Source organism: Bacillus sp. NEAU-242-2, from assembly GCF_027853835.1.
Lineage (GTDB): Bacteria > Bacillota > Bacilli > Bacillales > Bacillaceae > Bacillus > Bacillus velezensis.
Map to the genome: position 1 here is coordinate 368,069 of NZ_JAPNNY010000002.1, position 22,076 is coordinate 390,144.

25 protein-coding genes, 1 tRNA gene and 4 pseudogenes are annotated in these 22,076 nt (G+C 42.9%); 13 read left to right on the forward strand and 17 right to left on the reverse strand.

Annotated elements, in window-relative coordinates; translation table 11 throughout:
• Positions 1-2: 2 nt before the first annotated feature.
• A complete protein-coding gene (locus tag OWN49_RS06805) occupies positions 3-533 on the reverse strand; it encodes a dihydrofolate reductase family protein (RefSeq protein ID WP_071392319.1) in 531 nt (176 codons plus the stop codon).
• Between the two features lie 79 nt (positions 534-612).
• Positions 613-1,242: a YczE/YyaS/YitT family protein gene (locus tag OWN49_RS06810; protein ID WP_025853513.1), complete on the reverse strand. Its 630-nt coding sequence runs from the start codon at positions 1,240-1,242 to the stop codon at positions 613-615.
• Positions 1,243-1,376: 134 nt separating this feature from the next.
• Here OWN49_RS06810 and OWN49_RS06815 point away from each other — a divergent pair, with 134 nt between their 5' ends.
• Positions 1,377-1,895 carry a GNAT family N-acetyltransferase gene (locus OWN49_RS06815; RefSeq protein WP_077722887.1) on the forward strand — a complete coding sequence of 173 codons (519 nt, stop codon included), beginning with the start codon at positions 1,377-1,379 and terminating at the stop codon, positions 1,893-1,895.
• Positions 1,896-1,934: 39 nt separating this feature from the next.
• Here the strand turns inward: OWN49_RS06815 and OWN49_RS06820 are convergent, their stop codons facing one another.
• The 4 genes from OWN49_RS06820 to OWN49_RS06835 form a co-directional block, all read right to left on the reverse strand.
• Positions 1,935-2,423 (reverse strand): phenolic acid decarboxylase, encoded by a 489-nt coding sequence (locus OWN49_RS06820; protein ID WP_014305882.1) that lies wholly within the window; start codon positions 2,421-2,423, stop codon positions 1,935-1,937.
• A gap of 31 nt (positions 2,424-2,454) precedes the next feature.
• A complete protein-coding gene (locus OWN49_RS06825) occupies positions 2,455-2,595 on the reverse strand; it encodes a DUF3237 family protein (RefSeq protein ID WP_077722888.1) in 141 nt (46 codons plus the stop codon).
• Positions 2,596-2,842: 247 nt separating this feature from the next.
• Complete coding sequence (locus tag OWN49_RS06830; RefSeq protein WP_070082422.1) at positions 2,843-3,127, reverse strand: DUF1433 domain-containing protein; 285 nt, start codon at positions 3,125-3,127, stop codon at positions 2,843-2,845.
• Positions 3,128-3,258: 131 nt separating this feature from the next.
• Positions 3,259-3,573: a DUF1433 domain-containing protein gene (locus tag OWN49_RS06835; protein ID WP_077722889.1), complete on the reverse strand. Its 315-nt coding sequence runs from the start codon at positions 3,571-3,573 to the stop codon at positions 3,259-3,261.
• Between the two features lie 32 nt (positions 3,574-3,605).
• Here OWN49_RS06835 and OWN49_RS06840 point away from each other — a divergent pair.
• Positions 3,606-3,975: pseudogene (locus tag OWN49_RS06840) on the forward strand (lipase); the annotation flags it as partial.
• A 96-nt stretch (positions 3,976-4,071) separates the two neighbouring features.
• Positions 4,072-4,182 (forward strand): annotated as a pseudogene (locus OWN49_RS06845) (sporulation transcription factor Spo0A); the annotation flags it as partial.
• Between the two features lie 188 nt (positions 4,183-4,370).
• Here OWN49_RS06845 and OWN49_RS06850 read toward each other — a convergent pair.
• Positions 4,371-4,685 (reverse strand): DUF1433 domain-containing protein, encoded by a 315-nt coding sequence (locus OWN49_RS06850; protein ID WP_176283544.1) that lies wholly within the window; start codon positions 4,683-4,685, stop codon positions 4,371-4,373.
• A gap of 51 nt (positions 4,686-4,736) precedes the next feature.
• On the opposite strand from OWN49_RS06850, the pseudogene OWN49_RS19455 reads away from it, so the two are divergent.
• Positions 4,737-5,067, forward strand: a pseudogene (locus tag OWN49_RS19455) (lipase); the annotation flags it as partial.
• 94 nt (positions 5,068-5,161) lie between these two features.
• On the opposite strand, the pseudogene OWN49_RS19510 reads toward OWN49_RS19455, so the two are convergent.
• Both OWN49_RS19510 and OWN49_RS06855 read right to left on the reverse strand, forming a co-directional pair.
• Positions 5,162-5,245, reverse strand: a pseudogene (locus tag OWN49_RS19510) (DUF1433 domain-containing protein); the annotation flags it as partial.
• Positions 5,246-5,342: 97 nt separating this feature from the next.
• Positions 5,343-5,630 carry a DUF1433 domain-containing protein gene (locus OWN49_RS06855; protein WP_077722892.1) on the reverse strand — a complete coding sequence of 96 codons (288 nt, stop codon included), beginning with the start codon at positions 5,628-5,630 and terminating at the stop codon, positions 5,343-5,345.
• A 199-nt stretch (positions 5,631-5,829) separates the two neighbouring features.
• On the opposite strand from OWN49_RS06855, the gene OWN49_RS06860 reads away from it, so the two are divergent.
• On the forward strand, positions 5,830-6,030 hold the full coding sequence (locus OWN49_RS06860) for a helix-turn-helix domain-containing protein (protein ID WP_256885085.1): 201 nt from the start codon (positions 5,830-5,832) through the stop codon (positions 6,028-6,030).
• Positions 6,031-6,054: 24 nt separating this feature from the next.
• Here OWN49_RS06860 and OWN49_RS06865 read toward each other — a convergent pair whose 3' ends face one another.
• A complete protein-coding gene (locus tag OWN49_RS06865) occupies positions 6,055-6,399 on the reverse strand; it encodes a DUF1433 domain-containing protein (protein ID WP_077722893.1) in 345 nt (114 codons plus the stop codon).
• 53 nt (positions 6,400-6,452) lie between these two features.
• Here OWN49_RS06865 and OWN49_RS06870 point away from each other — a divergent pair, with 53 nt between their 5' ends.
• Positions 6,453-7,874, forward strand: coding sequence for a lipase (locus OWN49_RS06870; RefSeq protein ID WP_154066739.1), 1,422 nt, complete (start codon positions 6,453-6,455; stop codon positions 7,872-7,874).
• A 16-nt stretch (positions 7,875-7,890) separates the two neighbouring features.
• Positions 7,891-8,202, forward strand: a complete 312-nt coding sequence (locus tag OWN49_RS06875) for a hypothetical protein (RefSeq protein ID WP_077722895.1) — start codon at positions 7,891-7,893, stop codon at positions 8,200-8,202.
• 58 nt (positions 8,203-8,260) lie between these two features.
• Here OWN49_RS06875 and OWN49_RS06880 read toward each other — a convergent pair.
• The 3 genes from OWN49_RS06880 to OWN49_RS06890 form a co-directional block, all read right to left on the reverse strand.
• Positions 8,261-8,336 (reverse strand) — tRNA-Arg (locus tag OWN49_RS06880).
• Between the two features lie 214 nt (positions 8,337-8,550).
• Positions 8,551-10,020 (reverse strand): glycoside hydrolase family 32 protein, encoded by a 1,470-nt coding sequence (locus tag OWN49_RS06885; RefSeq protein ID WP_176283545.1) that lies wholly within the window; start codon positions 10,018-10,020, stop codon positions 8,551-8,553.
• Positions 10,021-10,034: 14 nt separating this feature from the next.
• The gene (locus OWN49_RS06890) at positions 10,035-11,267 is read right to left on the reverse strand and encodes an MFS transporter (protein WP_165409325.1); all 1,233 of its coding nucleotides are present in this window, start codon (positions 11,265-11,267) and stop codon (positions 10,035-10,037) included.
• A 390-nt stretch (positions 11,268-11,657) separates the two neighbouring features.
• Between OWN49_RS06890 and OWN49_RS06895 the strand changes: the two genes are divergently transcribed.
• Together OWN49_RS06895 and clpP are read left to right on the forward strand one after the other, a co-directional pair.
• A complete protein-coding gene (locus tag OWN49_RS06895; protein ID WP_176283546.1) occupies positions 11,658-12,632 on the forward strand; it encodes a LacI family DNA-binding transcriptional regulator in 975 nt (324 codons plus the stop codon).
• 247 nt (positions 12,633-12,879) lie between these two features.
• Complete coding sequence (gene clpP / locus OWN49_RS06900) at positions 12,880-13,476, forward strand: ATP-dependent Clp endopeptidase proteolytic subunit ClpP (RefSeq protein WP_003151513.1); 597 nt, start codon at positions 12,880-12,882, stop codon at positions 13,474-13,476.
• A gap of 43 nt (positions 13,477-13,519) precedes the next feature.
• Here the strand turns inward: clpP and OWN49_RS06905 are convergent, their stop codons facing one another.
• Positions 13,520-14,380: a LysR family transcriptional regulator gene (locus tag OWN49_RS06905; RefSeq protein WP_003151510.1), complete on the reverse strand. Its 861-nt coding sequence runs from the start codon at positions 14,378-14,380 to the stop codon at positions 13,520-13,522.
• A gap of 173 nt (positions 14,381-14,553) precedes the next feature.
• Between OWN49_RS06905 and OWN49_RS06910 the strand changes: the two genes are divergently transcribed.
• Both OWN49_RS06910 and OWN49_RS06915 read left to right on the forward strand, forming a co-directional pair.
• Entirely contained in the window at positions 14,554-15,684 is a 1,131-nt protein-coding gene (locus OWN49_RS06910) for a 2-methylaconitate cis-trans isomerase PrpF family protein (protein WP_176283547.1), read from the forward strand.
• Positions 15,685-15,726: 42 nt separating this feature from the next.
• Positions 15,727-17,103 (forward strand): MFS transporter, encoded by a 1,377-nt coding sequence (locus OWN49_RS06915; protein ID WP_060674016.1) that lies wholly within the window; start codon positions 15,727-15,729, stop codon positions 17,101-17,103.
• Positions 17,104-17,314: 211 nt separating this feature from the next.
• On the opposite strand, the gene OWN49_RS06920 is transcribed toward OWN49_RS06915, so the two are convergent.
• A complete protein-coding gene (locus tag OWN49_RS06920; RefSeq protein WP_015387658.1) occupies positions 17,315-17,890 on the reverse strand; it encodes a TIGR00730 family Rossman fold protein in 576 nt (191 codons plus the stop codon).
• Positions 17,891-18,005: 115 nt separating this feature from the next.
• On the opposite strand from OWN49_RS06920, the gene OWN49_RS06925 reads away from it, so the two are divergent.
• The gene (locus OWN49_RS06925; RefSeq protein WP_077722899.1) at positions 18,006-18,326 is read left to right on the forward strand and encodes a MazG nucleotide pyrophosphohydrolase domain-containing protein; all 321 of its coding nucleotides are present in this window, start codon (positions 18,006-18,008) and stop codon (positions 18,324-18,326) included.
• 44 nt (positions 18,327-18,370) lie between these two features.
• On the opposite strand, the gene OWN49_RS06930 is transcribed toward OWN49_RS06925, so the two are convergent.
• A complete protein-coding gene (locus OWN49_RS06930) occupies positions 18,371-19,960 on the reverse strand; it encodes a SulP family inorganic anion transporter (protein ID WP_014305896.1) in 1,590 nt (529 codons plus the stop codon).
• 2 nt (positions 19,961-19,962) lie between these two features.
• Entirely contained in the window at positions 19,963-20,544 is a 582-nt protein-coding gene (locus OWN49_RS06935; RefSeq protein WP_003151503.1) for a beta-class carbonic anhydrase, read from the reverse strand.
• Between the two features lie 400 nt (positions 20,545-20,944).
• Between OWN49_RS06935 and OWN49_RS06940 the strand changes: the two genes are divergently transcribed.
• Complete coding sequence (locus tag OWN49_RS06940) at positions 20,945-21,910, forward strand: 2-hydroxyacid dehydrogenase (RefSeq protein ID WP_070082431.1); 966 nt, start codon at positions 20,945-20,947, stop codon at positions 21,908-21,910.
• Positions 21,911-22,076: the final 166 nt, after the last annotated feature.

A 22,076-nucleotide genomic window follows, 5' to 3' on the forward strand; every position in this document is an offset into this window, starting at 1 on the left:
TTTTATCTCACTTCATAATGCAACTCCGCAAATTGTTTGTAACGCCTGACATCAGTCAGCTTCAGTCCTGTCTCCCGGTCTCCGGGTTTAAACAAAGAAATTCCGCGGCCGAGCAGAACGGGGGCGATCTGAATGATAAACTCATCGACAAGTTTTTCCTCCAAAACCGGGTGCAGCAGATCACTCCCGCCGACAATCCAAATCCGCTTGCCTTCTTGGCATTTCAATGCTTTTATAAAATCGGCAGGCTCTTCATGAATAAACCGCACATGTTCAGTACGCCCTGTCAATGTCCGCGAAAACACATAGCATTCTTTACCTTTGTACGGAAATTCCTCAGGCAATAAAACCAATATTTCCTCGTATGTTTTTCTGCCCATAATGATCGTATCGACAGATTCATAGAAAGCTTCATAATCGGTGCTGTCTTCACCTTCAGTTCCGATTAACCAATCTAAAGAATGATTTTCCCGCGCAAGATAGCCATCTGCGCTGACAGCTCCGTAAAAAACGAGCTTTCTTTGACCGCTCATAAAAATCCCTCCCCCTTTTTTATTATACCTTAAACATGCGGGTGACATGAAAAATGATAGAATCGGGTAAAAACCTCCGTTACCGGGTTTTCGTTTCTTCCTGCTTTGGAGATGCTGTTAATATGCCGTCTATCCATCTTCCGGTAATCGGCATAAAGAAATGAAGGATGATCCCTCCTAAACAAACGGTTAATAATGTTCCGATGCCTACCGGACCTTTTAGCATCACGGCCAGTATGAAAAATATGAAGTAAATGACTGTTCTTGAAAAAAAGATGCTTCTCCCGGTTAATTCGCGGACAATTAACGTTAACCGATCAACCGGGATCGGTGCGAAATTTGTGTGCAGGTAGGTTGCGGTTCCTATCCCTATCACAACTAAACCGATTGCAAAACAGCCCGCCTTTCCGTACCATAGTTCAGGCGTTATGACTCGATGCAGAAAAAAAAGCCACATATCAATCCCGATTCCCGTTATAAACGCCGTAATCATCCCTGAAAATTCCGGTCTTTGTCTTTTTAACATTGAATTACAGCAAATTAACAGGAAAGCGATGATGATTTCCCAGCTTCCCACGGTAAGCCCTGCATGGACGGACAATCCCACAATAAGCGCATCAAAAGGCGACGTTCCAAGATCTGATTGAATCGTGACAGAAATACCAAAGGTCAAGATCATGATTCCTAAAACATAAAAAACATATTTCACTTTATCGTCCTCATTTTCTAATTTTATGTTGCAAATACAACAAAATTACGGTATGTTTACTATACGGTATTTTTATTGCAAACACAACAAAAAAAACAGCTGATATGATAAATGAAGAAAGGAGCTGTATGACCATGAGTATTAAATTAAAAAAGTGCAGCCTTAACGATATAACAGAGCTCCGGGAGATAAGCATTGAAACATTCAATGATACATTTAAAGATCAAAATTCACCTGAAAATATGAAAGCTTATTTGGAAAATGCATTCCGCTCTGAACAGCTGAAAAAGGAATTATCCAATCCGTCTTCTCAATTCTATTTTGTTTATTATCATCATGACCTTGCGGGGTATGTAAAAGTCAACTTGAACGAAGCACAGTCAGAAAAAATGGGGGAAGACTCTCTTGAGATTGAGAGAATTTATATAAGAAAAAGCCATCAGAAACACGGGCTTGGCAAATATCTGCTGAATGAAGCTGTGAAAATCGCAACAGCACACAATAAAAAGAACATCTGGCTGGGCGTATGGGAAAAAAACGAAAATGCAATCGCCTTTTATCAAAAAATGGGGTTTGTCCAAACCGGAGAACACTCTTTTTATATGGGGGATGATAAACAAGTCGACTTTATCATGACCAAAACCCTGTCGTAAAAGGATACAAAAAACCCGGCAAGCTGCCGGGTTTTTCTCTTATTTTAATTTTCCCGCACGGATATCATCGGTCATTCCTTCGTACGGCGCTTCTGAAATCAATGTTTCGTTATTGATTCCCGCATTGTTGAGATACGTAATATCCGCAAACTCGGGAACGACATATTTCGGGTACGTTTCATATTTCTCACGTGACTCTTTCATCACGTCAATGTAATCATTTTGGTAGCACACCGTGATTTCCGGATGCTCATGCACCCATTTCGGGAAGAAAATAATTCCGTGCATCCGTTTTTCATTCGGCATAAAGTTTAAGGAAACGTCTGTGCCTGTCGGTTCAGTCCATGACACTTTGTATACGCCTTCTGTCAGCTTGACGATATTCACTTCCTGGTCGCGCACCCAGCGGCCGCCTACCATTCCGCTATGAATCCGATAGTCGATCGTATGATCATTTTTAATATAGATTTCATACTCCCAGCCGTTTTCATACGTGTAAATCATATGGCTTCCGATAAAGTTTTCCATGTTGACTCACTCTCCATCTTATTATTGAATTTCATAACCGAATGTCATCCGGCAATCTGACCGCAGCCCCGATAAACAGCCGGTCCTGCAGATGCTGATATGCCTCACTGCTTGTTTCAAACACAGGCACAGTGCGGAAATACACGTGCTCGGGATCAATGATGCGTTTCACTGACTCATAAATGACTTTTTTAAAGAAGGTTCATTCAAGGACGTATCACCTCCCGAGACATTATGTTTGTTTAAACATGTAACTATTTACATGATTAATTGTAACGCTGTTAAAATGGACTGTCAAATAATGAGCTGTTTCCGGTTATGTTTTACAGTGTTCAATAAAAAAAGACAAGGGCGGCACATGCCGAAACCCTTGTCTTTTTCATTAAGCTCATCTATAAAAAACGCAGACGAGCGTCTTCTTAGTAATCACAATCTTTATCTCTGCATCCTTTCTTACTTACAGCGTCTATTGAGTGCCCCATGATCTTGTCATTTGCTTTATCATAAATACCATCAAATTTATTCGATGTATCACCGTTGTAATAGCCAAATACCTCTATCCCGCCCATTGGATCTATCTCGTATTTATCTTTAAATGTAACGTTATGTATGCCTTCATAATTCGCTTTGATAAATTTCTCCATTCGTTCTTGCGCAATCTTTATCTCTTCAGCCTGAACATTTTTATCATTCATACTCTTCATTATAAAACCTCCGGCTGCTATTAAGATAATGAAGATAATAATATATTTTTTCACAGAATCATCCGTCCCATCAGTTATGATGAAGCTCGCGGACTAGAAAAATGGTGGTGACATCCGATGCATTTAGGGTCTTAAGATTTTTCTTCCGCATCCGCAGAGGAGCTCCCTATTTTGTCACCTACAGGATCATATAAACCGTCAAATTCTTTAGTTTTATCGCCGTTTAGATACCCCTCAACTGTAATTCCGCCCGTTGGATCAATAAAATAATCATCATAAGAAATTTTCTCTATTCCCTTGTACTCGTGATGCAAGTATTCGGTCATTTTACTTTTGGCTTTTTCAAAAAGAGCCTTTTCTTCCTTTTTCACATCATATTGATGCTTCATAATCAATCCTCCAACAGTTATAGTTAACACCGATACAATAATAAGGTATTTTTTCAAAAAAAATCATCCCTTTTCCTACCCTATTTTACATGACAAGAAAGGTGCTATATAAACGTGCTTATAACTATGACTATCTTAAAAGGAAATTAGTGAACAATGAGTATATACGTACTAATTCTTCCATTTCAAAACCTACTTATTGGTACGTCGATCAAATAAAATCAGACGATGATACAGGGCTCGATGCGGTTGTATTAGTACAAGCAGTGAAGAAAAACGGAAAATGCGTAAAATCAAAAAAACTCGAAAACGTGGTCGTCCCCTTTTCAGGAACCGAAATCGCAAAAGGCCCGATCTTTGACGGCGGGAATATTGTTTTCGGAAATAATCCGAAAACAGAAGTGTATTATTTTGTAAAAGAAGATACGGAGGATACATCGAACGGTCGGAACCTACAATAGTAATTTGCCCACCTAAATATTTGATAGCTTAATATTGCAGTGCTTCTTGGACTTCCCCTCATGGTTTAAGTAAACGTAACTACTGAAAACTTGATATGAATATACTTTCAGCATGTCAAAAGCAAAGCTAACCAATTCAGAATTCATCGCGATTGTTACTGACAAGTTAAGATTGGAACTTAAAGCGAGTAAAATGCTGATCTGACGTTTTTCCTAACGTTGAGTTGTCATGATATTTGTACGCGGTTATCGTTAATATCGGGGATACCTCGACAAATGAGACGGTAGAGGCGATTGATCTCAGGAATAGGTTTGAACTGTATGAGAAACATATCTCGAATCTTGTAAGATAATTAAACAAAATAAATACCCACTCATCCTGAGGTGGGTATTTTATCTTTCTTCGGCATTGACCACTGAAATACCTATCTCCTTGTTCGTTGGATCATATATACCGGAAAATTCTTTTTCTTTATTATTATTTATGTAGCCTGAAACTTCAACTCCGCCTGTCGGATCGATATTGTAGTCTTTTGAAAAATGAACTTCCTGTACATTTTTATAGTCTTTTTTTAAGTAAATCTTCATGTGCTCTTGCGCCTCAATCACAAGTTTTTCTTCGTTTTTATGTTTATCATATTGACGCTTCACGAAAAAACCTCCCACTGCTATAATTATAATAATTAGGATAATAATGTATTTTCTCATGCGTATCATCCTTTCGGAACTATTTTACAATATAAGAAAGGTGATGTATATATGCCAAAAGGAAAAGAAATAACCGTCTCTAATGTCACAGATAAAGAATATTACCGTTTGAGTCAAGCAGCTTATAATTATAAAATGTTAGCCCTGCATATGAAGTAAGACGTAATATTGGTACGTTGAGAAAGCGCAGCAGGATTCTGATACGTGGCTTGATGCCTTTGTATTCTCAAAAGGCATCAAGCCAAAAAGCAGAAAATGGATCAAATCAAAAAACCCCGAAAACGTGGTCGTCGCCTTTGCGGGAACCGATATCGAAAAAGACCCGATCTTTGACTGCGGGATAATTGTTTTCGGAAATGATCCGAAAACAGAAGTGTATTACAAGGAGAAAAACAAGAATGGCTACTCTTTAAGGAAAGGGATTTATCCGTTAGAGTTTTTGGGGCCAGCCAATAATACAAAAATAAAGACGCCAGTTAGGCGTCATAAGATTTTTCTTCCGCATCCACAGAGGAGCTCCCTATTTTGTCATCTGGAGGATCATATAAACCGGCAAATTCGTTTGGTATTACATTATTCAAATATCACTAAACTGTAATTTTGCCAGCTAAATCAATAAAATAATCATAAAGAATTCTTCTCTATTCCAGCGTCTTTTTAGTATTCACATTCTTTTTCCTGACATTCGGGTTTCTCTTCTGCATCGACTGACGAAACTCCTATTTCATCATTCGTTTTGTCATAAAGTCCGAAAAATTCTTTTTCATTATTACCATTCAAGTACCCCCTAATAGAAATTCCTCCCATATGGTCTATTTTGTAATCGTTATCGTATGTAATGTGTTTTATATTTTTGTAATTAGCTTTTATATAGCTTTCCATTTTATCTTTCACTTGGATAAAAAGTTCTTGCTCTGCTTCTTTTTTATCATGGTGGTACTTCATGTAGATACTTCCTGACACTATAGTTATTACAAATATCAGGACAACCATGTATTTCTTCACAGACTCATCCTTTCTTAGATTAAATTTACATCAACCTCAGGGTGTTGTACATGTCTAAAAAACATCAACGTATCAAGTATCAGTGATCGAGAATACTTTTTTATAAGCGTTAGTTATAGTTAGATCTAGGTTAAATGAAGTGATGAAGGAGAAGGGTATTCAAAGCCAAAAGGGTTTGGCTGATTTAGTTGGTTCTACTGAGGTTACGATAAGCAGATTTAAAACAAATACAAGATATGATATCACAACACTATTCATTATTAACAGAGGATTAAATGTATCTATGGAAAATTTGTTTTATGCCCAGGAGATTAGAGGAAGAGCAATACAGCAAAATTAGCCCAGCTCGATTGAGCAGGCTAATTTATCTTGTACAAAGCTTATCTTTACATTCTTCTTTTGGTTCGGCATCAACCGTATATGATAATATTTCTTTATTGCCTGGATCATATAGACCTTCAAACTCTTTTTTTCCATTCGTATAACCCTTAATACTAATACCACCCATTGGGTTAATATAGTAATCCTCGGAAAAATGGATATTATCCACATTTTTATAGTTCGTTGTTAAAAACTTTTCCATATGATTCTGGGCTTCTTCGAATAACGCAATCTCTTTTTCCTTTTGATCATACTGATGCTTCATAAAAAGTCCCCCAACTGCTATAATTATTAAAATAAGGATAATTATGTACTTTTTCTTTTTCATTTGGAAATCAACCCTTTCCTATCTTATTTTACAAAAATAAGGAGGCAATGTATATGAATCACAAGATTAAAGTTCCAAAATTAACAGATAAAATTTATTATACGCTAAGTCAGGAATCTTACAACCACGAAAGATTAGTTGATAAATTGAAAACGGGGAAACCGATACAAACAGACCAACAAACTTATTGGTACGTTGAAAAAATAAAAACGGACGAAGATACCGGATTAGACGCAGTTGTACTATCACAAGGAGAAAAAACACAAGATGGAAAATGGGTAAAATCAAAAAACCCCGAAAACGTGGTCGTCGCCTTTGCGGGAACCGATATCGGAAAAGACCCGATCAATGACGGCGTAAAAGCGGACGGCGGGAATATTGTTTTCGGAAATGATCCGCAAAAAGAAGTGTATTATATTGTAAAAAAAGACGCGGAGGATACCTCGAAAACGCTCGGAACCTATCACGGAACGCCCTCTCAAGACGCCATGCTCACAACCGGAAAGTATAAGCTGATAACGAAAACATCGCAAATCGATCAAGCCGATCAGCTGGTACGCAGCGTAAAGAAAAAGTATGCCGGAACGTCAACGATTATTTCAACAACCGGCCATTCACTCGGCGGCGCTGAGGCCGAATACAGCGCAGTGAATAATGATGTGTACGCCGTCGCGTTTAACAGCCCCTCCGTCGTCAAACTGCACGATGAAGAAACACAGAAAGACATCAACAGCGGCATATACGATCCATACATCCGGTCCATTATCAATCCGGACGACATGGTCGGGGCAGGTTATTGGAACGAATATGACCGCCACAACGGGACAACGATTTATACGAAAAACCCCTCACTCTCACAGTTCAGCCGGAAGCAGCGGCTTGGCGGGAACTTGAACGAGCAGATCAGCAAGAATCTCGCTTATTTCTTCACTACGGTCATTCTGAGAAATCCGGATACACACGGCTTAAACGAAGCGAATTTCATATTTGACCGAAACGGAAACATCACAAATCCGAATGGTGATGAATTAGTTTTCGATAAAAACCTCGGCGCTCTCCTGCCGGCCGGTGCGATCGGAAGCGGAGACGCGATAAAAGTAACGCCGAAAAACGCAAAGAAGCTGGCTGAAAAGGTGCAGGCCATGACTGAGGATTTGCGGACGATGAAAAAAGAAGCGCAGAACGCCTATCAAGAGCACGATGAAAAAATCGCCGAGCTGAAAACGGAATTTTACGGCCAAGTTGGGCATGGCTTGTTTGATCAGCTTCAAGCACAGGACGTGACCAATACAATTGAAGATATTGCGCAATCCTACGATAAAGGCCCGATTTTTTACGACACACAGGCTGAGCAGGCGTTTATTGATTCTTTGCAGGCGGCGATCACGGACCTTGAAGAGGTCGGCGGATTCTTACATAAAATAGCGGACGAATTTCAGGAAAAAGACCAGATGCTCGCAAACTGGTTAAGATGATAGAGGTGGATACATAATGCCGACATTAGACGAACTTTTAGAACACAAGGACGACCCGATGAAGAAAAGGCTGCAGCGGCAGATGCTGAAAACCGCCATGACGCAGGCAGCGGAGACAAAACTGGAGACAGTGCGCCGAACGCTGAAACCGACATTCGAAATGGATACGTTGAAAGATGAATTATATGAAGTGTATTCAGCCTTATTGAACAGCTTCGAAGGCAAGGCGCAAAAAGCTCTCGCACAGCGGATCAGTGAAAGTGCGCGGCTGATTGCCGGAACCGAAAATAACAGAGACACATTCGTTAACAGTTTCAAAACAAGATAAAATAAAAAAACCTCGCAGATTATCATCTGCGAGGTTTTTCCTATCGTCTTAACTGAGACGCGCTCGGAGGGATTCGAACCCCCGACAGACGTGGTACCGGAAACCACCGCTCTATCCAACTGAGCTACGAGCGCACGTTTTTTCAATCAGATACCTTTATATTATAATAAAGAAACGCACAGAAAGCAACTCTTTTTTGATTATACACAACAGGATTATGCAGCGTCCTCATGCAGCATAATCCTGCATCATTTAACGGCATTGATTTTCACAAAAAACTTATTTCAGGCGGACGCCCCCGGCTCGGTGCATTTCCAGCCGCTGCAGAAAAAGCGGCAATCACTCGTTTCAGCTTTTTTTCCAAATGTCTTTTAACGTCCAATAGGTGAATTCCTCAACCTTTACGGCGCCTTTCTCAGAAAACAGCTCAATCCCCAATCTGCCCTCATTCGGATAGATACGGCTTGTCATCGTTGTTTCTCCATGATTGGCGAATACTTCAATCGAGGATCTGTCAATAAAGATACGCAGCGCCAGCTTGCCGTTTGCATCCAGCCGCACCCTTCTCACACCGTCTTTCGTTTTCCCCATCTTGGTGCAATCAAGTGTCAGCTTTTTATCCGTTAGATTGTATGTCAGCACAAGTTCTTCTTCGTCAAGGCCGCGAATTTTAAAACCTGCCGTTTCGGCATCAGAATCGTTTACATCAAACACGGCTCGGACTTCAAGCAGGTCTTCGGACGTCTTTGCCAAGTAACTCCCTGAAACCGATCGTCCGGCACATTCCCGATATTCCATTTTCCGCAGCTGCTTGGTTTCTTCCACGGGATTCATCAAAAGTTTATGATCATCACGCAAAGTCAGTTCTCGCGGCAAAGTCAGTGCACCGCACCATCCGTCTGCTTTTGTCGGCATCTCAGATTCCCACATATCCATCCAGCCGATAGCAATTCTGCGTCCTTTATCATCTAATAATGTTTGCACGGCGTAAAAGTCATGGCCGTGATCCAGTTCTTTAAAAGCGCCGTGTGTAAATTTGTTTGTTTTATTATTATAGTCACCGATTAAATAGCCGGTTTGATGTAAATTTTGATAGGAATCACCGTCCGCTTCAATACCCTGTGGCGAAATCAGCAGGACGTGTTTGCCGCCTAGTTCAAAGAAATCAGGACATTCCCACATATAGCCGAGATTACCGTCACTTTGGGCGAGAACCCCCGCGTATTCCCAATCACGCAAATCAGGTGAACGGTATAAAACGACCCGTCCGACATTTTCTTTTGAAGAGTTGCCGATGACCATATACCAAACATCGCGATGCTTCCATACTTTCGGATCGCGGAAATGACGGGCGCTGTCTTCCGGCGGTTCCGCAATAACGGGGTTTTCCTGAAGCTTTTCAAACACGGTGCCATCTTGGCTGACAGCGATATTTTGAGTTTGATAGAATAGGTCTTTCTCTTGATCAATTATATTATGTCCTGTATAGATGAGGGCCAATCTTCCATGATCATCGACCGCGCTTCCCGAAAAACAGCCGCTTTGATCGAATGCGTCGCCCGGAGCTAAGGCAACCGGCAGGTGCTCCCAATGAACGAGATCTTTACTTTTTACGTGTCCCCAATGCATCGGCCCCCAATGCTCATCATACGGATGATGCTGAAAAAAGACGTGGTATTCTCCTTTAAACTGAATAAGCCCGTTCGGATCATTGATCCAATTCGCCCGCGGCATAATATGATACCCCAATCGATACCTTTGTTTTACTTTACCCTCGGCTTCCTTCAAAGCTTCTTCCGCCTGCTGAATTCTATCCATTTGTAACATCCTCTCTATCCGATTTTTTGCAGACGCTGGACACGCCTGCTGTTTTGTTTCGGGCCCAATAAAGTAAATATGGAGATGACGGTAAAACCAAAGACGACGATTCCCATGATGAGATAGGTTTGACGGAACCCCGCACTGTCATATAATCCTCCCGCAAGCGGCGACAGAATCGACGCGCCTGCCTGAGATGCGAATTGAAAACCGACGAGATAAAGGACGGACGACAGACGCGTATCAAAATTGGCAGCCAAATATTTAAAAACGGCGATCAGCATAATCGGCAATTCCAGTGCGTGGATGAGTTTCATTGATGAAATGCCTACAGGCTCAACTGCAATTCCGGACCCGACGATGCGGAAAGCCATTAAAAACCCCGCTAAAATCAAACTGTTTTTCGCTCCGAACTTATTGACGATAAAAGGCGCAAGAAACATCATGCCGGCCTCCAAAAACACCTGGAATGAATTCAGATAGCCGAATACTTGGTTACCCATTGACACTGAAGGAAACAAAGACGCATAGTAGATCGGGAACTGCTGATCATATACGCCGTAAATGCAAGTCACCCCGATAATGTACATCATAAAAAACCAGAAATCTTTTAATAAAAAGAGCCGCCCCACATCTTTTAACCGGACCGATTCCGCTCTGTTTTTCTCATGATCGGTCATTTCTATTTTCACAGACATGATAATGGCCGTTAATATGACGGCTGAAACAGAGGCGATCCAGAAGTTGATATTGGGATTGATATTGAAAAGCTGCCCTGCAAAAAATGCAGCCGCCGCCCAGCCCAGCGAGCCCCACATTCTTGATTTTCCATACTCGAAATCATACTTACGGCTGACCTTTTCAATGTACGTTTCAATCGCGCCTATTCCCGCTAAAAAAGCGGCTCCCAAATATAAGCCTCCGACAACGGCGCCAAGAAAGACGTTGTATTGTAAAAGCGGCCCATAGACGAAGATATAAAACGGACCCGTGAATATGAGAAGACAGCTGATCATAAACAATATCTTTTTCTTCAGCCCCAATTTGTCAGAGATAAAACCGTAAAGAGGCTGCATGCACAGGGCAAATACGGCGTTTACAGAAAAGATAATGCCTGTCGCTGATCCGTTTAAATTGATTTCCTGCCCTAACCAAATCGCAAATAAAGAATAGCTGGAAGACCAAGTAAAAAAGAAAAAGAAGAAATAAGCACTCAGTTTCCAATACAGACTTTTTGAGCTTTTCATTTGCACCGCTCCTTTAATAGGACCTTTTAACAGCCGTTTTAGAGCCGCATACTTCCTTCTTCATATTCATCACATACATGCGAGCCCTTAGTAAGCGCTTACTTTACGCCGCTGCTTGATTCCTTCACTTTATTGCCGCCAGCCATCTCTCCATACCCATCACTTCCCTTCACTCCATAAATAAAGCGCTTTCAAAAAGAATTGTATGTCAACCGGTTTCATATGTCAATCGGTTGACATAACATTTTCTGATTATTCCAATCAAACAAAATGCACCCTCTTTATATGAAAACAGAAACATGGAATGTCCTTGCACATGTCAGCCTGATTCTCTAAAATAAGTGCGTGACGGAAATTGTAAGCCATTTCAGTAAGCAGGAGGGCACGGGAATGAAGCCTAACATTCATGATGTTGCGAAAATAGCGGGAGTTTCATCTACAACCGTTTCGCGGGTATTAAATAACCGCGGCTATATCAGCGAAAAAACAAAAGAAAAAGTGTACAAGGCGATGGAAGAAATCAATTACTTTCCAAACGATCTGGCCCGCTCTTTATTCCGAAAACGAACCAATTTAATAGGACTTATCATCCCAAACTCCAGCAACCCGTTTTTCGGCGAACTCGCCTTTCATATTGAAAGCATTTGTACGTCCATGGGGTACAAACTGCTGCTTTGCAACAGTTTACATCGAAAGGATAAGGAAGAAAAATATTTGGAGATGCTGATAAGAAACCAAGTGGACGGCGTGATCGCCGTGACTTACAACCGGGGAATTCTCAATTATCACAAGCAAAATCTGCCGATTGTCGCCATTGATCATTACTTATCGGACACGATTCCAGTCGTCGGCTCAGACAACTATGACGGCGGAAAAAAGGCGGCTGAGCTGCTGATTGAAAAAGGGTGCCGGCACATCGTCCATCTCAACGGCCCGATTGAACTCGAAACACCGGCAAACCTCAGAAGAAAAGCATACGAAGACGTCATGCATAAACACGGACGGAAGCCTATTACATATGAAGTACCCTTTTATCAGCATTACCATGATATTATTTCAACATTATTCGATGAACAGCCTGACACCGACGGAATTTTTGCCAGCGATGATATCATGGCGGCTGCCGTGATGAACGAGGCTAAAAAACGGGGGAAAGACATCCCGAATCAATTAAAAGTGATCGGTTATGACGGCACTGAAACCGTTCAAACGGTTCTGCCGGACTTGACAACCATCCAGCAGCCGATCGAATTGATTTCCAAAACAGCCATCGAGATTTTAGCAAAAGAAATTGAAGGCGAATTTGATGATTTGCCGCTGGAAACGTGTTTGCCGGTACGGCTTTTGGAAGGACGGACAACGTAGTCAGACCGTTCAGCCGTATGTACCGACGGAACTGCGGTCTATTTTGAGCGCTCCGGCCATATCATTTTCTCAAGGCTCCGGCGCTGATCATCCTCATTTCCACTTTGCTGTTTGAACTTTTTGTTTTATGGGAAAAATGGTGTTAGAAGAAAAGGTTGGCATTTTGGTCAGCGTTTTGTTTGACCTTTATTGACCAAAAATGTATCATGTAAATACATACTTACCTAAAAGGTGAAGGAGGAGCATTATGAATTTAATACCTACAGTCATTGAACAAACGAACCGCGGAGAAAGAGCTTATGACATTTACTCCCGTCTTTTGAAGGACCGTATTATCATGCTTGGATCTGCGATTGATGACAACGTTGCGAACTCCATCGTGTCACAGCTTTTATTCCTTGAAGCGGAAGACCCTGAAAAAGATATTTCCATTTACATTAACAGCCCTGGCGGATCAATCACTGCCGGTATGGCAATCTATGATACAATGCAGTTCATTAAACCGAAAGTATCCACGATCTGCATCGGTATGGCCGCTTCTATGGGAGCATTTTTACTTGCAGCCGGAGAAAAAGGCAAACGTTACGCGCTTCCTAACAGTGAAGTTATGATTCACCAGCCGCTTGGCGGAGCGCAAGGACAGGCGACAGAAATTGAAATTGCGGCAAAACGCATTCTCTTGCTTCGCGACAAATTAAACAAAGTGCTTGCTGAACGTACCGGCCAGCCGCTTGAAGTCATTGAGCGCGATACAGACCGCGACAACTTCAAATCAGCTGATGAAGCCTTAGAATACGGCTTAATCGATAAAGTGCTGACACGCAATACGGAAGACCAGAAGTAATGCCTCAGAAACCTGCAAGAGATGATGTCTCTTGCAGGTTTTTTTATGCTTTATTCCCATTCAAAAAAGTAATGAATGCTTTGACGACAGATAATTCTAACGCTGAAGAATCATACATGAGCCAAGTATCGCGTATCACAGGCTCGTTATTTTTATAAGACAGCGCCAATGTGTATAATTCATCAGAAGGCTGAAGACAGATTTCCGGCACAACAGAATAACCGAGGCCGTTTTTCACCATCTCTTTACAGGTTTCCTGCCTGTCTACCTCCATTGCAATGAAAGGCGGTTCAGTAAATTGGTTATTCCACCATTTTTGAATCAAACTTTTCAAAGAAGCATCAGTTTGATAATAAATCATCGGCAATTTGGGAAGGTCCTCACTGTTGATTTCAGTTTTTGAAATAAGGTACAGTCTCTCTTCATTTAACAGTTGTTTTTCCCCTTGCCAATCATAATTCCCCCTCATAATCCCAAGGTGTACCCCCGAATGATGAAGCAGATCCATCACTTTTGCACTCCATCCCGTATTGACGTGGAATTGAACAGACGGATACTGATCAGAAAACCGTTTTAGAATCGCCGGGAGCTTATACTGAGCAAAATTGCTTGAGACTCCTAATCTGAGAACCCCGCTGACTTCATGGCTCATATTGAGCATATCATCCTTCACTCTTCTGAACTCCTGCAGCATCTCTTTCGAATAATCAACCAGATGTTCACCTTCTGAAGTGAACTCCATCCCTTTTTTTCTTTTATAAAAAAGGCGCACTCCGAATTGTGCTTCCAGGTTTTTGAGCCGATAACTTAACGCCGGCTGTGTCATATATAATCGCTCTGCCGCCTTCGTCATATTTTTTTCTTCGAATAATGTAATGAGCACAATCCAATCCTTTTCATCCATATGAAATCCCCCAAAATATTTTTCTGCTATAAAATTTTCTCCTATTATAAAAGTTTTTTATTCAACTTTATAAAAATTATATGTTTTACTTATAATCCTTATTTATCATACGATATCTTCCAAAGGGACCGGTACCTTTTTATCCACACAAAATGATGTAAGGATGAGACAGCATGGAAAAAGTTCCTGTAACCGTTATGAGAGGCGGCACCAGCAAAGGCGTTTTTATTCATCAAAAAGACATGCCAGACGATACAAACCTATGGAGCGATTTTCTTTTAGACATTATGGGGAGCCCTGACGAGAGACAAATTGACGGTCTCGGAGGCGGCCATTCTCTCACAAGCAAGGCAGCCATTATTAAGAAATCCGCCAGAAAGGATGCTGATGTTGAGTATACGTTTGCTCAGGTCAGTTTGACTGACAATTTTACCGACTTCAAAGGCAATTGCGGAAATATCTCTTCTGCCGTAGGCCCTTATGCTATTGAGAAAGGGCTCGTTCAAGCTGAAGAGCCGGTGACAAAAGTCAGAATTTTAAATACAAACACTCAAAAAGTGATCGCAGCAGAAGTCGAAGTCAGAAATGGAACATTTCATTACCAGGGGGACTGCTCTATTCCGGGGGTTCCAGGTACAGCTTCTCCTATTTATCTTTCATTTCACCAGGCTGAAGGAGCGGTGACCGGTAAGCTGTTTCCCACTGGTCAGCCTATTGATGTTCTCGATACCCCGTATGGAAATATCTCGGTATCGATTATTGATTACGCCAATCCGCTTGTCTTTGTAAAAGCAGAGGACACGGGGCTTACCGGCTTAGAACTTCCGGATGAATACACCCCGGATATATTGGAAAAGCTCGAAATGATCCGATCGATTGCAGCCGAGAAATGCAGATTCGCTCCGAGACATGAGGCTGCTGCAAAATCACCGGCCGTACCAAAACTGACATTAATCTCATCTCCAGCGGATTATATCGATACAAAAGGGATAAAGAGACACGCAGAAGAGATGGATCTTGTCATTCGTATGATGTCCATGCAAAAACCGCATCAAGCTTTAGCCATTACAGGGGCGGTATGTACGACTGCCGGCATGCTATTGCAAGATACAATATTATCTGAATTTTCATTCTCCGGCAGAACGATCCGATTGGGGCATCCAAGCGGTATTTTAAAAACCGAGGCAGATGTTGATCCGGACGGAACAACGATTAAAGTAGTACGCACAGCAAGAAAAATCTCTGAAGGCTATGTGTTTACTAAACAAAGTTACAACATGAATACGCTGAATCACATTGGTTAATACCGTCTTCAGACAAGTCAAAGAAAAACGGAGGAATACGAGATGATCAATGTAAATGCGTCTAATCGATTAAACAGACTGCCTTTTTCAAGGGCCCATCAAGCAGTGCTCGTTATCCTTTCATTCGCTTACTTTTTTGATTTTATCGATTTAAATACGTTTTCATATGCGGCGCCTTCACTTTTAAAGGAATGGAACATATCTACTCATACCATCGCTTTTATTACGTCTGTCTCCTATTTCGGGATGTTTATCGGCGCCTCTGCCGGAGGATGGTTTTCAGACCGTTTCGGAAGGAAAAAAGGTTTAATTCTGGTTGTCACCTTTTTCTCTTCCTTCTCCCTCCTCTCTTCTCTGGCTTGGAACCCAGAAATACTCGGTGTTTTTAGATTTCTTACGAGTTTAGGTATCGGCGCCACAACGATTGTGGCAAGTACGTATATCAGCGAATTTTTCCCATCCGCAACTAAGGGAAAATACCAGGCAATCTGTATTACAATCGGCATATGCGGAATTCCTGCGGCCGGCTGGGTGGCTAAATTGGTCGTGCCGTCCGCCTCTTACGGCTGGCGGTTTATCTTTCTATTCGGCGCGGTCGGTATTTTTTTTCCGCTGATCGCCAGAAAACTGGAAGAATCACCGAAATGGCTGGACACGAAAGGAAAAAGCGAACAAGCACACCGCATTCTGCTTGAACTGGAGGCAAAAGCAGAAAAAGAAAAGGGTGAACTGCCTGAACCAGCTCCGGCTCTGCAAAGCAGACAAACCGCTGTAAAATCCGTTCCATATCGGACGCTGTTTCAAAAGCCTTTGGCAGGAAGAACTTTTGTTTTAATGACAATGTGGGCAGCTTCCACGATTGCAATTCAAGGCTTTGGCACGTGGGTTCCCACCCTTCTGGTGAAAGAAGGCGTATCAATGGATGAGTCTATCGTATACGTCACTCTGGGAACGATCGGTGCCCCGCTGGGCGCTCTCATTGCGTCGCAAATCTCTGACCGTGTGGATCGAAAGTGGGCCATTTCTGTTTTATCGTTAATTATTATGGCGCTTGGATTCTTTTACGGCATCAATCCTTTGCCGATGGTCATTATCGTATGCGGATTTCTCATGCATATGTTTGAGCGTACTTTCAGTTCGATCGCATATGCTTATACGCCGGAATTATATCCGGTTGAAGCCAGGGCATCTGGAAATGGCCTCACTTACGGCGTAGGACGCCTTGCAAATGTAGCCGGTCCCTTTGTCGTCAGTTTCCTGTATTCAGGCTACGGATTTTTAAGTGTTTTCTTGTTCTTTACAGGCTGCTGGTTTCTTTGTGCACTGACAGTCGGTATATTTGGAATCGGTTCAAAAAAACAAAAGATGCAGCAGGATGATTTCATATCGGAAGAAACATTCGTACAACAAAAGTTGTAAACGCATACAGTCTGCAAACCGCAAAACATCCATCTCCTCTGAGGAAATGGATGTTCTTATTCTTTCAACCCCAGCAGCATTCTCATTCGCATCTTATTCTCAGCCATATCTCTTATTACGAAGAAAGGCGTGGTACGCACGAGAAAGAGAAAAGAACTTTCCGTCAGAATGAATCAGATGCAGCCGCCGAAACATATTTCCGACCGCTGCCTTACAATTCACGCCATTTCTTATCTAAAATCGGGTATGTATACCGATTCATCTGCTCAATCAGCTCATCCGGCCGGGAGGAACTGTGTATCAGCTTTAAATGAGACTCATTCGAAAATCCTTCCTGGATGCTGTACTTGACCATCTTCATCATCGGCTCAAAATACCCGTTCACATTGTACAGTCCGATCGGTTTTTGATGAATGCCGATTTGCGCCCAGCACAGCACTTCAAATAACTCTTCATATGTTCCGAAACCGCCGGGCATGGCAATGTACCCGTCGGCAAGTTCACTCATTTTCGCTTTCCGCTCATGCATGCCGCTGACTTCAATCAGCTCCGTCAGATTCTGATGAACAATCTCTCCGCTGAAAAGCCCGCTCGGCATGACGCCGACAGCTTTTCCGCCGCCTGCCATTAACGCATCAGCGACGGTTCCCATCAGACCGACCCGTGAACCGCCGTAAACAAGGCCGATTCCCTGCTCCGCCATATATTCACCCAGTTCGGCCGCTTTGCGTTTGTACTCTTCATTTACCCCCGGGTTTGACCCCGCAAATACACAAATGGTTTTCATTTTTTCATCTCCGCATCTATATATGTACATCAATAAATCAAAATACACTATATATTGTCCCATCTCTATATGATAATATCAATAAGAATCATACAGGACATAAGGAGTGTTTCACATGCAGATGGCTGAAGCAGAACAATGGACGAAAGATTTTTACGAAAAACGAGGATGGACGGCGTACGGGCCATTTATCAGAATCGGCTTTTTAATGGAAGAGGCGGGTGAGCTCGCCCGGGCGGTAAGAGCATATGAAATCGGCAGAGACCGGCCGGATGAAAAGGACGCAACCCAGGCTGAACGCAGACAGGAGCTGATTGAAGAAATGGGTGACGTCCTCGGAAATCTGGCTATCCTTGCCGATAAGTACGGAATCACGTTAGAAGATGTGATGAAAGCCCATCAGGAAAAACTGATCAAGCGCTTTGAAACCGAATAAAAACACGGCCTGTCCGCTTTTTCATGGACAGGCCGTATCTGAATTTATCCCGTTATCTCGTCCTGATGCTCAAAGAAATGCTGTTTCCCGATTTTATGAAACAGCCCCGTCTTCCGGATCAGCTCTCTCGGCTGTGATTGCAATCCGACGATCATCAATCTCCCGTTATGCCGTTTGATCCGGTTCATCACATTCCCCAGCACCGCTTCTGCGGAGGTATCCATGTAATGTACATTATTCATCAGCAGAATAAGCGTCTTCGGCTTTTCCTGAAGCCTCTCCAGCAGCGATGATTCCAGTGAATCAATTGAACCGAAAAACAGCGGCCCTTCAATGGAATATGTGCTGACGGACGAATCATTTTTAACCGATTTGACCGCGGCATGCGGTGTTTTAATGCTTGTTGATTCGCTCATTTTTCTGATAAAGAAAACAAAAGCGAGCACAAGACCGGCAGAAACGCCGATAATTAAATCAAACAGAACCGTCAGCAAAAAGGTTGCCGCCAGTACGAATGAATCAGTGTTTTTCAGCCGCATCATATTGGCGACTTCCCTCCGCTCACTCATGTTCCAAGCCACAACCATCAATACCGGCGCCATGCTTGCCAGCGGTACGTGAACGGCAAGCGGGGCGAAGACGAGCAGGACGAGGAGGACGGTGACTCCGTGGACAACACCGGAAATCGGAGAAACTGCGCCGTTTTTAATATTTGTTGCGGTCCGCGCAATCGCTCCCGTTGCCGGTATGCCGCCGAAAAGCGGCGCTGCCATATTGGCGATGCCCTGCCCGACAAGCTCCCTATTGCTGTCATGCCGTGATCCTTTCATATTGTCCGCGACCATCGCCGATAATATGGATTCAAGTCCGCCGAGAAGCGCAATGATCAGAGCCGACGGAAACATCATCACCATGTTATCAATTGAGAAATCCGGAAGCTGGAAAGCCGGAAGCTGCCGCGGAATTTCCCCGTAAGCAGAACCGATTGTCGCCATTTTGTCAGGAAAAAACACGACCGCCGCGGCTGTAGAGACAAGCAGCGCCACAAGCGCGCCGGGAATCTTCGGCATCAGCCTGGCTGATAACAGCAAAATGGCCAAAGCAATTCCCGCGATGAGGATACTGTACAAATTAAAGGTTCCGATCTTCTTGCCTATTTCCGCAATGTTGAGGATAAAGCTTTCATGCTTTTGGATATCGCGCAGACCGAGAAAATGGGCAATCTGCTCCGAGAAAATCAGCACTGCGATCCCGGCCGTAAATCCGACGATCACCGGCTTCGGCACGAATTTCATAATCTTTCCGAGCTTAAATACGCCAAACAGGACGAGCATGACGCCTGCCATAAAACCGGCTACAAGTAAATTCTCAAAACCATACTGCATCACAATGGCAAATAAAATGGGAACAAACGCCCCTGTAGGCCCGCCGATCTGATATTTAGACCCGCCCAACAGCGAAATCAGAATTCCGGCCACAATAACGGTGTAAAGCCCGTATTCCGGACCGACCCCCGAGGCGATGGCAAAGGCCATTCCCAGTGGAATCGCTACAATTCCGACCACAATTCCCGCGATTAGGTCTTTCTGAAATTTCTGCAAATTGTACCCCTGGTATCTGCCGGTAAATTGCATCGTCAGCTGCATCCTCCTTTGACTGTTTCATAACCGTCAACGACTACATCCAGCGTCCCCGTTCCCGGATCGATCACCAGCCCGTGCACCGGCACCTCTTCAGGCAAGAGCGGATGATGCCTGACCATATTCACGCTGTGGGCCACGCTTTCTTCGACGCTGTGAAAACCGGTCAGCCATGTTTCCAAATCGACTCCCGCATGCTGCAGAAGGCTCAGACATTTGTCCTCCACGCCGCGCTCTTTTGCTTTATTTAATATGGAAGCCGCATTTAATCCCGACATTCCGCACTCGCGGTGACCTATGATGCAGACTTCCTCTGCCTGCAGTTCATAAACGGCAACCAAAATGCTCCGCATGACACTTCCAAATGGGTGAGAAACAATGGCTCCCGCGTTTTTTATGATTTTGGCATCGCCGTTTCTGAGTCCCATCGCCTGCGGCAGAAGCTCCGTCAGCCTTGTATCCATACAGGATACGATGACAAGCTTTTTTTTCGGGAATTTTGTCGTTTGGTAAGGTTCATATTTCCTTTCTTGGACAAACTGCTGGTTGTGCTCCAAAATGCTTGATAAAGAAACCATTTTTCTATTCATCTCCCATCCGATTGTATTGCAAGCCTTCTTACCCAGCTTACAGTAAGGAATTATAGCACAGAAAAAGGCCTCAAAAGCGCTTTCAAAAAAAGACACGATAATTTAACTGTAAATTCAGATTATATTCATTTATATCTTTCAAAAATAATAAAATTTATCTTTACACCAACCTATAAAGCTTTTGAAAACAGCAGTTCCGCTCATTTTGCCTTCAGAAATATAGGCGGATTCTGTTACTGTTTGGAGAAATCAAGCATGTACATTTCTTTTTCTTTCATTTTAAGTTCAAAAGAACCAGAAATTTATCGTAATGCGTTTGAATATTTCTCACGTTACCGCTTCTCTTATATAATAAAATAGAGAAGAAAGACAAAGGAGGAGAAGCCCGTTGAAACCCTATGTATTCATCGCGAAACCGATACCGCCCGAAGTCGAACAAATGATAGGCGAGCATTGCCGCTATGACATCTGGAAAGAAGATACCATTCCAAAAGAGGAACTGTACGAAAAAATGAAAGATGCTGAAGGGCTGCTGACATCCGGAACGGCGATTGACAGTGATTTGCTGGATCACGCGCCGAAGCTGAAGGTCGTCAGCAATAATTCAGTCGGCTATGATAATTTTAATATTGAAGAAATGAAAAGACGCGGGGTTGTCGGCACGCATACACCGTACACCTTAGATGACACTGTCGCTGATCTGGCTTTTTCATTAATTCTGTCTTCCGCCAGACGGGTTGCCGAATTGGATCGATTCGTCCGCGCCGGCAAATGGGGAACCATTGAGGAGGAATCTCTTTTCGGTATGGATGTCCACCATCAGACATTAGGAATTATCGGCATGGGCAGAATCGGTGAACAAGCTGCCAAACGGGCAAAATTCGGCTTCGATATGGACGTGCTGTATTATAACCGCAGCAGAAAACCGGATGCTGAGAAGGAACTCGGGGTTACATATGCCGACTTAGATACACTGCTGAAAACATCAGACTTTGTGCTTTTAATTACCCCGCTTACTGACGAAACGTATCATATGATGGGAGAGCGGGAATTTAAATTGATGAAAGATACGGCATGTTTCGTCAATATTTCCCGGGGAAAGACGGTTGATGAGAAAGCGCTCATCCGCGCATTGCAGGAGGGCTGGATAAAAGGCGCCGGTTTAGATGTGTTTGAAAAAGAGCCGATCGCCGAAGACAATCCGCTCCTGCAGCTGGAAAACGTCACATTGCTTCCTCATATCGGGTCAGCAACGGCAAAAATCCGCTTGAATATGTTCAAGCAAGCCGCACAAAACATGATTGACGCCGTATACGGAAAAACACCGAAAAACCTCACGAAGGAATTTCAATGAGATGAAAAATCCCGGCCGTTTCAGCCGGGGTTTATTTTTCACTAGATCAAAAGTACTATTTTAAAATTCTTTCTATTCCTTTCTCTTGATGCTGATACAATGAAAAGGAATCAGCTTCACATGATAAAAATGGGAGGTATTGCTTTGAAAAAACGATTATCGTGGA

What these genes read in the sequence shown, in the direction of transcription:
- OWN49_RS06820 (WP_014305882.1), bottom strand. Translation starts at nt 2,423, where the DNA reads ATGGAAAACTTTATCGGAAGCCATATGATTTACACGTATGAAAACGGC.
- OWN49_RS06920 (WP_015387658.1), bottom strand. Translation starts at nt 17,890, where the DNA reads ATGAAAACCATTTGTGTATTTGCGGGGTCAAACCCGGGGGTAAATGAA.
- OWN49_RS06915 (WP_060674016.1), top strand. Translation starts at nt 15,727, where the DNA reads ATGATCAATGTAAATGCGTCTAATCGATTAAACAGACTGCCTTTTTCA.
- OWN49_RS06815 (WP_077722887.1), top strand. Translation starts at nt 1,377, where the DNA reads ATGAGTATTAAATTAAAAAAGTGCAGCCTTAACGATATAACAGAGCTC.
- OWN49_RS06930 (WP_014305896.1), bottom strand. Translation starts at nt 19,960, where the DNA reads ATGCAATTTACCGGCAGATACCAGGGGTACAATTTGCAGAAATTTCAG.
- OWN49_RS06875 (WP_077722895.1), top strand. Translation starts at nt 7,891, where the DNA reads ATGCCGACATTAGACGAACTTTTAGAACACAAGGACGACCCGATGAAG.
- clpP (WP_003151513.1), top strand. Translation starts at nt 12,880, where the DNA reads ATGAATTTAATACCTACAGTCATTGAACAAACGAACCGCGGAGAAAGA.
- OWN49_RS06865 (WP_077722893.1), bottom strand. Translation starts at nt 6,399, where the DNA reads ATGAAAAAGAAAAAGTACATAATTATCCTTATTTTAATAATTATAGCA.
- OWN49_RS06910 (WP_176283547.1), top strand. Translation starts at nt 14,554, where the DNA reads ATGGAAAAAGTTCCTGTAACCGTTATGAGAGGCGGCACCAGCAAAGGC.
- OWN49_RS06855 (WP_077722892.1), bottom strand. Translation starts at nt 5,630, where the DNA reads ATGAAGTACCACCATGATAAAAAAGAAGCAGAGCAAGAACTTTTTATC.
- OWN49_RS06895 (WP_176283546.1), top strand. Translation starts at nt 11,658, where the DNA reads ATGAAGCCTAACATTCATGATGTTGCGAAAATAGCGGGAGTTTCATCT.
- OWN49_RS06890 (WP_165409325.1), bottom strand. Translation starts at nt 11,267, where the DNA reads ATGAAAAGCTCAAAAAGTCTGTATTGGAAACTGAGTGCTTATTTCTTC.
- OWN49_RS06870 (WP_154066739.1), top strand. Translation starts at nt 6,453, where the DNA reads ATGAATCACAAGATTAAAGTTCCAAAATTAACAGATAAAATTTATTAT.
- OWN49_RS06830 (WP_070082422.1), bottom strand. Translation starts at nt 3,127, where the DNA reads ATGAAGAGTATGAATGATAAAAATGTTCAGGCTGAAGAGATAAAGATT.
- OWN49_RS06935 (WP_003151503.1), bottom strand. Translation starts at nt 20,544, where the DNA reads ATGGTTTCTTTATCAAGCATTTTGGAGCACAACCAGCAGTTTGTCCAA.
- OWN49_RS06905 (WP_003151510.1), bottom strand. Translation starts at nt 14,380, where the DNA reads ATGGATGAAAAGGATTGGATTGTGCTCATTACATTATTCGAAGAAAAA.
- OWN49_RS06850 (WP_176283544.1), bottom strand. Translation starts at nt 4,685, where the DNA reads ATGAGAAAATACATTATTATCCTAATTATTATAATTATAGCAGTGGGA.
- OWN49_RS06885 (WP_176283545.1), bottom strand. Translation starts at nt 10,020, where the DNA reads ATGGATAGAATTCAGCAGGCGGAAGAAGCTTTGAAGGAAGCCGAGGGT.
- OWN49_RS06805 (WP_071392319.1), bottom strand. Translation starts at nt 533, where the DNA reads ATGAGCGGTCAAAGAAAGCTCGTTTTTTACGGAGCTGTCAGCGCAGAT.
- OWN49_RS06925 (WP_077722899.1), top strand. Translation starts at nt 18,006, where the DNA reads ATGCAGATGGCTGAAGCAGAACAATGGACGAAAGATTTTTACGAAAAA.